General features: G+C 40.0%; 12 protein-coding genes. 6 read left to right on the top strand and 6 right to left on the bottom strand.

Features of this window, described 5'->3' with window-relative positions; all coding sequences use genetic code 11:
* The 6 genes from NKR21_RS05045 to NKR21_RS05070 form a co-directional block, all read right to left on the bottom strand.
* Positions 1 to 204, bottom strand: a complete 204-nt coding sequence (locus tag NKR21_RS05045) for an alpha/beta-type small acid-soluble spore protein (protein WP_003210761.1) — start codon at positions 202 to 204, stop codon at positions 1 to 3.
* 232 nt (positions 205 to 436) lie between these two features.
* Complete coding sequence (locus tag NKR21_RS05050; protein ID WP_012009435.1) at positions 437 to 1,543, bottom strand: ABC transporter ATP-binding protein; 1,107 nt, start codon at positions 1,541 to 1,543, stop codon at positions 437 to 439.
* Positions 1,544 to 1,682: 139 nt separating this feature from the next.
* Positions 1,683 to 2,558, bottom strand: a complete 876-nt coding sequence (locus NKR21_RS05055) for a helix-turn-helix domain-containing protein (RefSeq protein WP_012009436.1) — start codon at positions 2,556 to 2,558, stop codon at positions 1,683 to 1,685.
* Between the two features lie 20 nt (positions 2,559 to 2,578).
* Positions 2,579 to 2,788, bottom strand: a complete 210-nt coding sequence (locus tag NKR21_RS05060) for a YheE family protein (protein WP_003211787.1) — start codon at positions 2,786 to 2,788, stop codon at positions 2,579 to 2,581.
* Positions 2,789 to 2,941: 153 nt separating this feature from the next.
* Positions 2,942 to 4,300 (bottom strand): YheC/YheD family endospore coat-associated protein, encoded by a 1,359-nt coding sequence (locus NKR21_RS05065; RefSeq protein ID WP_119124637.1) that lies wholly within the window; start codon positions 4,298 to 4,300, stop codon positions 2,942 to 2,944.
* A complete protein-coding gene (locus NKR21_RS05070; RefSeq protein ID WP_012009438.1) occupies positions 4,257 to 5,360 on the bottom strand; it encodes a YheC/YheD family protein in 1,104 nt (367 codons plus the stop codon). Before NKR21_RS05070 ends, NKR21_RS05065 begins: the two co-directional genes overlap by 44 nt.
* A gap of 214 nt (positions 5,361 to 5,574) precedes the next feature.
* Here NKR21_RS05070 and NKR21_RS05075 point away from each other — a divergent pair, with 214 nt between their 5' ends.
* From NKR21_RS05075 to NKR21_RS05100, 6 genes are all read left to right on the top strand, one after another.
* Entirely contained in the window at positions 5,575 to 6,708 is a 1,134-nt protein-coding gene (locus NKR21_RS05075) for a DUF445 domain-containing protein (RefSeq protein WP_012009439.1), read from the top strand.
* 121 nt (positions 6,709 to 6,829) lie between these two features.
* Entirely contained in the window at positions 6,830 to 7,186 is a 357-nt protein-coding gene (locus tag NKR21_RS05080) for a YlbF/YmcA family competence regulator (RefSeq protein ID WP_012009440.1), read from the top strand.
* Positions 7,187 to 7,634: 448 nt separating this feature from the next.
* On the top strand, positions 7,635 to 8,501 hold the full coding sequence (locus NKR21_RS05085) for a Cof-type HAD-IIB family hydrolase (protein ID WP_012009441.1): 867 nt from the start codon (positions 7,635 to 7,637) through the stop codon (positions 8,499 to 8,501).
* A gap of 113 nt (positions 8,502 to 8,614) precedes the next feature.
* Positions 8,615 to 10,114: a coproporphyrinogen III oxidase gene (locus tag NKR21_RS05090; protein WP_144456155.1), complete on the top strand. Its 1,500-nt coding sequence runs from the start codon at positions 8,615 to 8,617 to the stop codon at positions 10,112 to 10,114.
* A gap of 75 nt (positions 10,115 to 10,189) precedes the next feature.
* The gene (locus tag NKR21_RS05095) at positions 10,190 to 11,464 is read left to right on the top strand and encodes a lysine N(6)-hydroxylase/L-ornithine N(5)-oxygenase family protein (protein ID WP_144456153.1); all 1,275 of its coding nucleotides are present in this window, start codon (positions 10,190 to 10,192) and stop codon (positions 11,462 to 11,464) included.
* A 163-nt stretch (positions 11,465 to 11,627) separates the two neighbouring features.
* Positions 11,628 to 12,401, top strand: a complete 774-nt coding sequence (locus NKR21_RS05100) for an enoyl-CoA hydratase (protein ID WP_119124639.1) — start codon at positions 11,628 to 11,630, stop codon at positions 12,399 to 12,401.
* Positions 12,402 to 12,585: the final 184 nt, after the last annotated feature.

A 12,585-nucleotide genomic window follows, 5' to 3' on the forward strand; every position in this document is an offset into this window, starting at 1 on the left:
TTAAGCTTTTGTTCCACCCATGTGTTGTTGAGCGTAAGACACAAGACGTTTTGTGATTTCTCCACCAACTGAACCGTTAGCGCGAGCTGTAGTTTCTGCTCCAAGGTTAACGCCAAATTCAGAAGCGATTTCGTATTTCATTTGATCGATTGCTTGCTCTGCTCCAGGAACTAGTAATTGATTTGAACTATTAGAATTAGCCATGATGTGAATCTCCTTTTTGTATATGATTTTTTTATGGTTGGGTTTGCTGGAGTCGCACCAGCGAAATGATCAAGTCATTTGCCACTTGGCGAAACCCAATGCAGTAACTTCTTTGTACTAAGTATTATGGTGATTTTCATAAAAAACATACGAGAAAAGGACATGGTAAATGTTGTTCAACATGCAAAAAAACCATCACTCAATCATGAGTGATGGCACTGCATATATTTCTTTATTCAGCGGAACGAATGCGGAGCTCCGTATCCGAGTCAAAGAAGTGGGCTTTGTTCATATCGATGGCAAGAGGTATAGATTGTCCAGCCTGAACATCGGTACGAGAATCAACACGTGCAATAAAAGATTGACCATCGAGAGAAGAGTAAAGCATCGTTTCTGCTCCCATTAATTCAGCAACTTCTACGCTCGCATTGATCTTTGTGCCCTCAGATGCTTCTATAAACACGGGTTCATCATGAAAATCTTCTGGTCTGATTCCAAGGATGATCTCTTTTCCGATATAACCTTGGCTGCGTAATACCTTCATCTTTCCTTCTGGTACACGTATATGCGTTTTTCCAACTGCAATGGCACCGTCAGAGAGCTTTCCTGTGAAAAAATTCATCGCAGGAGAGCCAATGAATCCACCTACAAATACATTCTCTGGATTTTCATATACATCCTTCGGCGCTCCAACCTGCTGAATAAAGCCATCTTTCATTACGACAAGACGAGTAGCCATTGTCATTGCTTCAGTCTGATCATGTGTGACATAGATAAATGTCGTTTGCAGACGTTGATGAAGCTTAGATATTTCAGCACGCATTTGAACGCGAAGTTTTGCATCTAAATTAGAAAGCGGCTCATCCAAAAGAAAGACCTTTGCATCACGCACAATTGCTCTACCGAGTGCAACACGTTGTCTTTGACCGCCGGACAGCGCTTTTGGTTTCCTGTCTAAATATTGCTCAAGCCCTAATATTTTAGCGGCATTTCGAACCCGCTCATCAATTTCTGATTTCGGGAATTTTCGCAACTTTAATCCAAAAGCCATATTATCGTATACATTCATGTGAGGATATAATGCGTAATTTTGGAAAACCATTGCGATATCCCGGTCTTTTGGTGCTACATCATTCATCCGTTTTCCATCTAAAAGAAAATCCCCTTGTGAAATCTCTTCAAGCCCTGCAATCATGCGAAGGGTTGTTGATTTTCCGCAACCAGATGGACCAACAAACACAATAAATTCTTTATCTTCTATATGTAGATTAAAGTTGTCTACTGCTGTTACCTTGTTATCGTACACTTTATAAATTTGATTAAGCATCATTTCAGCCATAGATGATAACCTCCCCATTCATTTATTGAAAGCGCTTCACTTGTATATAAAGTGTATAAAATGGGGAAGTGTCTGTAAATGGACAACGTGCACAACATCTCATTTTCATTTTTGGGCAGGGTGCTCATGTCACTGATTGTTATGAAACGTCGAGAAGATTCATCATAAAATAAACAGCAGATGCTTCTGGAAAATGTCGTATATCAATTGCTGTGCGCTCAATAAATTTATCGATTCGATATTGAAGGCTGTTTCTGTGAACATATAAAGCTTTTGCTGCCTTAGATGCATTTAAGTTACATTGCATATAAGTCATGAGGGTACGGTAAACATCCCGATCAAGAATCGCCTCTTTAAAAGCATCTGAAATGGCATGAGAGAGGATGGGTTCATCGTAACGCAACAGTGAGGGCAGACATTGATAAAATGTGCTAATCCCTGACCTAACCTTGCCTCGCTGCATATGGTCCAACACAAGCTGCTGTTCATTTAACAATTTCTTCTGTAAATGTTCATTTGGCAAATGGAGCTGTCCTTGTAAAAAGACTGAGTCTGTTAAAAAGTCACTTGTAATGGCTAGAGACAAATCATATAGCAGTTCTAACTGACTGTTTTCTGATGTAGCGTTTGTTTGAATCAGCATCGCTGTATCAGCGCCTGTCCAAATGAAATGAGTATGTTCGAGGCTGTGGACCACAGCCTCTTTTATTTGCTGCCTTTGTTCAGCTTGATGGGACATTTTAAAATAATACACACGGACGGGGTGCTGTACAGTTAGTGATGTGTTATCGAATAGATAGCTGTACCATTTTTGTTCATCCTCAGTTTGCTTTGTATGAGATAGATCAATTGGTGTAAGGAAAGTATTGAGAAGAATTATTTCTCTTGCTGTAAGCTTTGATTTGTCTACTCCAAATAATTCGCCTTCGTCTGTTTGATACCAAAGAATTTGATGATCATTTGTAGGGGAGCTGATGATATGCTCTCCGTAAACATGCTTTAATTTTTCTAACATGGCGAAGCTCCTTAAACAGTTTAATCATAGACATGGAACAGCATTAATTCGTGGATTTCTTCTTTTAAGGTTGGTTCGACTTCATGGGGCGGAAGCTGAGAGCCCCATTCAATATCACCTGTTTTGTGGTAGATACCTTCGTAGTGTGCACCATTGTGAAAAAAGGATATTTTCCACCCTGGCAATTGTGCTTTTTTAAAGAGAGGTTTCCATTGAAAATGAGAAATCATATCATTATTGCCTCCTTGCTTTTATTGATGAACCAATAAATAAACACGACAATACGGAAACAACCTTGAACTTGATTTTATTGTATCTCATCTGATGAAAAGAGCATAGGAAAAGCATAGATTTCATAACATCATCATTTAAAACAAAAACAGTCAGTAGACGTTAGTGTAATCTGAAGTTGTTAAGTCTGTTTGTGAAAGGTAAGCTGCGTAATCCATCAAATTTTTTCCGATCAGTCTTTCTGAGTTTCGCAATGAGACATGCTGGAAAACATCGCGGCCAGGTCGAGAATTGGCTTCAAACATCCAGATAGCTCCTGTCTGGTCAATGCCTAAATCAAAACCGATTTCACCAATATGACCGGACACTTTTTCATCAATGACTTGGCTAAGTGTAATGGCAGTATAAGAAAGCTGCTCTAACATTTTTAAACGCGTCTTCTTTTCTGGAAAAACATCATATAGAGTTTTCACCGTACCGCCATATGAATGATGAGTCGTGACGGTGTGATGGCCAGATATTTTTGCTACTGCTGCCGTGACTGTCCAATGACCGTACTTATTTTTATTGGTATGAACTCTGAAATCCATTGGTTGATTGTCTATTTGTAGTAGTGCTATGCCTTGTTGAGCCATAAAGTCTTGAATTGCATGGTCCTTCCGAAGATTGGTCACGAAGTGCTCTACTGAGTCAAATGGAACAGCCCTTCCTTGATTTGAGCTTACAGTGATTCCATAAGTCGTTTTGTTTAATTGATAAATACCGTCGCCATGACTTCCATTTGACGGTTTTAAGTAAATGACCTCATGTAGATGGAGGAGTGTTTCTATTTTATTAAGAGCGTCTACCGGATCCAATTGTATGGAATGGGGAAGAAAAGGACATGTTTTTTCATCTGTTAACAATTGTTCATGAATATCCCATTTATTAAAAAAAGAAGGGTTGAACCAAGGAATGTCATAGTCTTGCGTGAGTTTGCGTTTTGTTTCTTGAACGAATGCTGACTGAGCTGCCTTTCTATTTGGAAGACGATCGTAAATGACTGAGGGCAAGGGCATCTTTTTTTTAATCCATGTTTTCTGTTGATACAACAATCCTTCAACTATTCCTTTATCCCAGTCAATCGAATGAGTACCAAAAAGATAGGCAAAACCGACATGCTGTTTGAAAGAGTGCAGCAGGTTAATAAAAAAATCTGATCTCGTTCCTAGTGGCTGCGTGCTTTTCTCAAAACCTGCGGTGAAAATACCAAGCAGCGGCCCTATAAACAAGGTATGATCGATGGCGATCACATCAGCTCTTGATTGATAAGGAATGAGTAAATCTTTATATAGATCTTCTGATAATAAAATTTTATTTGGATGTTGATGATAGGAAACGGTGAAGTCATCTACTAGACGAGAACCTAAAGCAAGAGAATAGATCACCTCCTGCTGTTTAAAATGGACGGGAAGATGAATTGTTTTTTCACTTGCGGGATGAGTGGCGATGATGCAACGATTTTTGTTCACGAGAAACCTCCTTCGGTTGTGACTTCATCGATTGAGCATGTGCAAGAATGGTACGAATCAATTCATTTTCCTTGTCAGGATAAGCTTTTAAAAAAGCGGATCGACCTGGCTTTGATCTTATATTTGATATAAAAAGCCTGCCTTCCCTTGTATGGAGTAAGTCTACAGCGAATTCAAAGCAAGGAGAAAAGGTTTTATCTATATATGCTGGCAGAAATGCTTGAATAGATGCTATATCATCTAAAAGAAGCTCTCTGATGTGCGGTTGCAAGGTATTGATATAGTGATCAAAGCCTATCATGGAGGCTGTTTTTTGTGTAATGCTTAAATGACTATTTTCTGCAGGTAATTTTGTGTGAATCCCTATGCGATTCCATTGATTTTGTGAATCTTTCATCAGGAAAATCCTTATTTCATTGAATAAAAAGTCTTTTTGATCACTCGTCTGGAAAAATTGAAGGAAATATCGGCCTACATACTTTTCGCACCAGCGCTCTATATCTGATGGACGCGAAAATGTGATGACTTGCCCAGGATTTTGCTGAACAGTGAAAGTGTTGTCTTTTAAGAATATGAAGTAAGTAGATGTTGCATGGTGTTGAGAGAGCGGCTGCATTTTACAATAACCGTCTTTCCTTAACATGCTAAGAAGGTCTGATGGGTCTTTTAATAATGAGCAGACAGGTAAATATGGCTGCAAAGATGGGAGAAGGCGGAGCTGCTCGAATAGCATCATTTTATTTGAAATACCTGTATTTAGAAAATCTGTTTTCGGATACTTTTTCAGCCATTCCATGATTGGTTTTGCTTTTTTAGATTGTGCGTCATGCTTGTAAAGGCATCGATCGTAAATCAAGTCAGGAATCTCAAATTCTGCTGCTGCGAATCCTTGACCATCCGTAAAAGTTTGACCTTGTATCATATTTGAAGCTGGCTTTAAATCAAATGGTGTAAAACGAACAACCTTTAAACCATAAGCAGGGGCAGCTTTGGCTAGCCCACGAGTGAATGCCTCTTCATACTTCGGAGAAAGAGTCACAATACCTAATGTTGATGTCATTAAAAAACACCTTCTTTTCAACTTCTTTTTTTAACAGCAGAAAAACACTTTTTCACGATTTTACATAAAGATTGCGTTCCTTTATCATTACGATAGATCAATTGATCATATGTCTAGCAGCATGCTTCATTTGCTTGAGGACATGACAAGAACTATAATACGAATAGATTAAACCAATAAACATCGGGTGTTGTTTGAAAGGTAGATGACGACTTTGAATATATTCACAACGTTTCTCTTTATGATTGTTATAGGAGCCGTTATAGGAGCAGCGACAAACCATCTTGCGATTAAAATGCTTTTTCGCCCTTATAAGCCGTATTACTTATTCGGGAAACAGCTTCCTTTTACACCGGGGCTCATTCCTAAAAGAAGAGATGAAGTAGCGAAGCAAGTTGGAGTCTTGGTTATGGAGCATTTGCTCACACCAGAAGGTATTCAAAAGAGATTTGAATCATCTGAGGCAAAGCAGGAGATCTTGCATACAGTCCATCGATTGATTGACAAAGGCGCTGACATGGAGATTACAGTGCTCTCTTTGTTAGAAAGATTCGGTGTATCACATGCTGACGTCAAAGCAGATGAATGGCTTCATCATTGGTCTGATCGGAAGCTCGCTTCACTGCTAAAAAAATATAACGAGCAAACGTTATCTGAGTTACTCCCATTAGAAGTGGAAAACAAAATTTCGTCAAAAATTCCAGATGCAGCAGATTATATTTTAAAGAGAGGCATTCATTACTTTGAAAGTGAAGAAGGTAAAGCGAGGCTTGGCAATATGATTGATGATTTCTTAAAGGAACGAGGCATGCTTGGCGGTATGGTTCAAATGTTTTTAGGAAATTCAAGCTTAATTGACCGAGTACATCCTGAAATCATTAAGTTTTTAAGAAATGCAGAAACAAAGAAGTTCTTAACAGATTTACTAGTTCAGGAATGGGAAAAGGTGAAACAATTTTCACTTCAGGAACTGGATGATAAATGGAATGTAAAGGAGCTTGCTTATAGTGTGAAAAAGCAATTGCTTTCACACTTCTCTACAAAGGTGATATTGGACAAGCCAGTTGGATCTTATGTCAGTGAAGTAGCTGTTGATCTCAAAATATACTTGGCACCAGTGCTTGTCGATAAGGGAATTAAAGCAGCATCAAATGCATTAGAGGGACTGCTCGCAAAGCTCAAGTTTGAAGATATCATTCGTGAGCAGATTGAACTTTTTCCGCTTAAAAAAATGGAGGAGCTTGTCATTAGCATTTCCAACAATGAACTTAAGATGATCACGTTTTTAGGCGGTTTTTTAGGAGGATTAATCGGCGCAATCCAAGCAATCTTTGTCACGCTCTTTTAAAACAGACTAGAGAAAATTTCATGAATTCGTTGTATATATGTGAAACGAAAGCCATAGTTTGTTATAGTGGAGTGGTGTCCGCCGATCATATCGGTGATAACGGATAGAAAGGAGACATAACATGTCTGTAAATGTTTATGATGTTGCATATGACCTTGAAAAAGCACTGCGTCATAGCGAAGAATACTCAACTCTAAAAAATCTTTATGATGAGGTTAACGCGGATGAGTCCTCTAAAAGAATGTTCGAGAACTTCCGTGACATTCAAGTAAACCTTCAACAAAAGCAAATGACTGGTCAAGAGATCACACAAGAAGAAGTGGAGCAAGCACAAAAAACAGTGGCACTTGTTCAACAGCACGATAAAATCTCTCAGTTGATGGAAGCAGAACAACGTGTGAGTGTTCTCATCGGAGAATTAAATAAAGTGATCATGAAGCCTCTTGAAGAGCTTTATGGGAATCCAGAAGAAAATTAATGAAAAGGGCGATGATATTCGCCCTTTTTTTATTTAACAAGTTCCCTGTCTAACTTTTCAAAAAAAGGTTGTCGAAGCTCATAAATTCTGCGATAATACTTATATTGAAAGTGCTTTCAACAAGCGCTCTCATGGGGCAATTGGGTGCGTTTCACTTGGGATTTAAGGCGATTAGCCAAACGAGAGAAGCGCTTCTGGGAGAAACGCAAAGCATAAGGGGATCTGATATAAGCAATGCTTTGGTGTGTGAAAGATAAGGGGATCATGGGGAGCTTCATCACCTCATTGTGACGCATCCAAACCATACATAAAAAAAAGCCTAGGGGTAGGCTTTTTTTATTTGCAAAAGATTCATAACAGACAGAGCTCTTTCAACTGCATGTTCTAAAGCACCAAGCTAGGGCATATCCTCATCGTAAGTACAGTCATCAAGAAGGGGGATGCCTCAGTGTCAAAAAAACTACTTGCACTCAATATAGATGGAACGTTACTTCGTTCCAATGGAAAAATCCATTCCGCTACAAAAGAAGCTGTGGAATACGTGAAGAAAAAAGGAGTTTACGTGACACTTGTCACCAACCGGCATTTTCGTTCCGCACAAAAAATTGCCAAGGCGTTGAAGATTCCAACGTCAACCCTTGTGACGCATAGTGGTGCATTTATCGCGAATAAACTCGATGAGCCACTTCATGTGAAGAAACTAACGGAAGAAAAAACATTTAATCTTGTACAAATTCTTGAAAGCTTTGATTGTAATGTTCGCTTGCTACATGAGAAATTCTCGATTGGCAACCGGAAAAAAACGCAGTCACAGCTGATGGGAAAGACGTTGATTCATCCGTCTGATCCGATTTTCTATCCCGTGCAATTTGTTGAATCGTTAAGTGATATGCTGATGGATGAACCGGTTAGTACACCAGTGATTGAAGTATATTCAACCAGTGAACTTCAGCCTGAAATTCACCAAACCATTCAACAAGCTTTTCCATCTGTCGATCTTATTCAGATCAGTGATGAGAAAATGAATATTGTATGCAAAGGTGTATCGAAAGAAGCAGGGCTTTCTCTTTTGACCTCAGCTTTAGGTTTAACTTTAGAAGATACGGTGGTCATTGGGCATGGAACAGATGATATCCCAATGCTCGAATTGGCTGGCTTAGGCGTTGCGATGGGAAATGCAACTCATACTGTTAAGCGTAAAGCCGATTGGGTGACACGCTCGCACGATGAACAGGGAGTCGCTTATATGATCAAAGAATACTTTAGAATGCAGCAAAGAGAAGGATTTTTACATCAATTCGATATTAAACGATAATTAGACGAAGGCTCTGTCAATCAAGAAATGGCAGGGCCTTCAACTGTTCCAGTCATTGCTTTTCCTACATAGATTTTGTAAAATGAAACAAGTTTGAAGATAAAGGTGATACGATGCGAATTTTAATTAAAGGGCTGTCAGATGATCGATTTCATCGCCCGCTTGTCAATATAGCCAATTTATTTGAAGAAGATAGTGAAGTGCTGTTTGATCCAGGTGAATTGGAAGATGGTTTCACCATGGTGTTTAGCTTGGAAGAAGAAAATGGAATAGTGAAAGCATCTGGTTATATCGCTGGATCAGACATCACTAGTCGTTTTTCGCGAGACGTCCCAGAGGGTTTGAACGACAAGGAGCGCTGGAAGCAAATCAAAAACACAGTGCTGTCTGTTTATTTACATCTGCTTCAGGAGTACACAGGAATGACGCAAAAGTGGGGTATTCTCACAGGGATACGTCCTACAAAATTACTTCATAAGATGCTGAGAGAAGGTATGACAAAGGAAGATGCGCATGCCGCATTAAAGCGTGATTATTTGATTCATGATGAAAAAATCGATTTGATGCAGGAGATTGTGGACCGTCAGCTTCAAGCGATTCCGGATCTGTATGATCTTCAGCAGGAAGTAAGTATTTATATTGGTATTCCTTTTTGCCCAACAAAATGCGCTTATTGCACGTTTCCTGCTTATGCAATTAAAGGACAAGCCGGAAGAGTGGGAACGTTTTTGTTTGGTCTGCATTATGAAATGCAAAAAATTGGTGACTGGCTAAAAGAACATCGGATCAAAGTGACAACCGTTTACTTTGGCGGCGGTACGCCGACGAGTATCACGGCGGAAGAAATGGATTTGCTGTATGAAGAAATGTATCGCTCGTTCCCTGATGTGAAACATATACGGGAAGTGACTGTCGAAGCCGGGCGTCCTGATACGATTTCGCCTGATAAGCTAGAGGTGTTAAACCGATATCATATTGATCGAATTAGTATCAATCCACAATCGTATGAGAATGAAACACTGAAAGCCATTGGCCGGCATCATAGTGTAGAAGAAACGATTGAAAAGTATCACTTATCAAGAGAGTATGGCATGAATAACATTAATATGGACTTAATTATTGGTTTGCCAGGAGAAGGGCTCAAGGAATTCCAGCATTCCTTGAATAAGACTGAAGAACTTAAGCCTGAATCGTTAACTGTGCATACACTCTCTTTTAAAAGGGCGTCTGAGATGACGCGTAATAAAGACAAATATCAAGTAGCAGACCGAGAAGAAATCACACGTATGATGGATGAAGCAGTTGCTTGGACGAAAGCACATGACTATCACCCTTATTATTTATATAGACAAAAAAACATCTTAGGGAACCTTGAAAATGTCGGATACTCATTAGATGGACAGGAAAGTTTATATAATATTATTATTATGGAGGAAGTGCAGACAATCATTGGGATTGGATGCGGTGCTGCTAGTAAGTTCATTGATCCGCGTTCAGGAAAAATTACGCAGTATGCCAATCCAAAAGATCCAAAATCGTATAATGACCGTTATGAACACTATACTGAGAAGAAAATTCAATTTCTTGAGTCATTATTTGTTCCTCACGTTTAAACACTGCGGTGACGCAGTGTTTTTTTCATCTGTAAAAGGGTATATAAGTGATAAAAAGTTAAAGCAGGTGTACATATGATTGATGTGATCGGAATTGGGGTTGGGCCTGCCAATTTAGGGTTGGCGGCTTTGTTAGAGGAGTATGAAGATGTTTCATGCTGTTTTTTTGAACAGGAGACGGAATTTGCCTGGCATCCTGGCATGCTGATCAAAGGAACGGATTTACAAGTCTCCTTTTTAGCTGATCTTGTGACGATGGCGAATCCAAGGAGCAGATATACATTTTTAAATTATTTACATGAATCAAATAGACTTCACCGTTTCTATACATTTGAACAGTTTGACATTCCACGAAGAGAATTCAATGAATATTTATCATGGGTCGCACATGAATTAGATAGCTGTCATTTTGGGATGAAGGTAGAAGAAGTGACGGACTGCCAAGGTGGTTATCTTGTGAAAGTCAGGTGCTTAAAGGATGGATCGCTTTCTGAGTATCGGGCAAAGCATGTCGTGCTCGGAACAGGGAGCAAACCGATGATTCCGGTTGATGTACCTGATGCTGCACTGCCTTATGTGACCCATAGCAGCCGTTATTTAGACCAGCAGAAAGAACTTCAAGAAGCTGAGGCGGTGACGGTAATTGGTTCTGGGCAGAGTGCAGCCGAAATCTTCTTAGACCTGCTCCAGCATCAGAAGAAAGGGCAGCAGCTTTCTTGGTTTACACGATCTAGTGAATTTAGAGAGCTAGAGACGGCTGAGCTTGGTCAGGAGCTGTTCACACCAAAGTACGTCGAGTATTTCCATTCACTTCCTTATGAAGAACGAATGAACACATTGCCTAGGCTGACTGGATTAAGAAATGGGATAGATGCATCGACGCTCTCACGTATTTACCAGGAATTGTATCATCGGTCTGTTTCAGGTGAGGAGCCATCTGTGATCATTCAACCCATGACCGAGCTTGAAGCCATTCAGGTGGAGGAGAATCAGTCCCTCAAACTGAACCTAAAGCAGTGGCAGTTAAAGAAAGAAAAGAGCATAACAGTAGATCGTGCTGTATTGGCTACAGGGTACACACCGAATATCCCGGCGTGGTTCAGTGCGTATGAACCTTCAATTGAATGGGAAAGTGAAAAGCATTTTAAAGTGACAGAAGACTTCAGGCTTGTGTTCAAAGACAAGCGTCCGCATCATTTCTTTACATTTACGAACCTAGATCACTCTCATGGAACAGCGGCGACCAATTTAAAACTATCCATCTACCGCAACCAGAAAGTGATTCAAACCATTCGTGGGGTCAAAGAAGCGCCAGTCAAGAAGGAAACAGCCTTTCAGCAATTTGAATAAGAGATAAAAAGGGCCCAAACATAGGGCCCTTTTTCATTAGATTGTTGTTTTAACAGTTATGCTTGTTTTGGTATCAACTAATCCTGAAATTTTTTAAACTGAGGAAAAGGGATTATTCGGGTTGAAATGGAAGTAAGTCATGTGTTTAAAAAAAGGGGGATGGATGATGACATATATCAATTGTCAGCTAGATGGGGATATTTTTGAAATCGTTTTCAATAGGCCGGATGCTTACAATTCATTTCATGTGGACATGTTTGCTGAATTCAAAGAGGCATGTGATGCGGCGGAGGAAAGTAGTGCAAAAGTCGTTGTGATCAAGGGCGCCGGAAAAGGGTTTTCAGCAGGCGGAGATATTGGCATGATGCTAAAGCAGGAAAGTGAAGAGGATTTCCATCGAGTGATGGATTTGATCGAGGGGATTACGCTTTCTCTAGCAGGTATGAAAAAAGTGACGATTGCTCTTGTCCACGGGTCAGCGGCAGGGCTTGCTTTTAGCTTTGCTTTAAGCTGTGACTACTTGTTTATGCATCAAGATGCAAAGCTCGCCATGAATTTTAATGGAGTAGGCTTAATTCCAGATGGCGGAGGGCACTTTTTCCTCACAAAAAGAGTCAGTGAACAAACCGCGAAACAATTGATTTGGAGTGGACAAAAGCTTCCTGCTGAAGAAGCGCTAAAGCTGCGCCTTGCAGACGGCGTGTTTCAAGAGGAAGTCGATGCGTATCAAAAAGAATGCGTGAAGCCATTTATGAACATGCCGCTTCAAGCATTTATCGAGACAAAACGAATTTATTTCCAGCAGTCAGAGTCACAGCTGCTAGCCGTTCTTCAAAAGGAGAGGGCAGCACAGGCAAGACTGAGGCAAAGCCATGATCATAAGGAAGGCATTCAGGCATTTTTAGAAAAAAGACGACCTGTATTCCAGAATGTATAAACGAATGTAAGTCCGGCGACTGCCGGCTTCAGCGTGGAGACAAACCCTCGCATTCGGTGTCAGGTCTCTGCTTCGGTGCTCACGAATGTTCAATTCGCTCCGCTCCGATGCTCGTCCTTCCTAGACTTCAAAGGTTTTCTATTACGCTGAAAAGAAGACAAAGGGCTAAAATAAAGATCATTTT

The sequence above is a fragment of the Bacillus sp. 1735sda2 genome (assembly GCF_024159245.1).
GTDB classification, from domain to species: Bacteria; Bacillota; Bacilli; order Bacillales; family Bacillaceae; genus Bacillus; species Bacillus pumilus_O.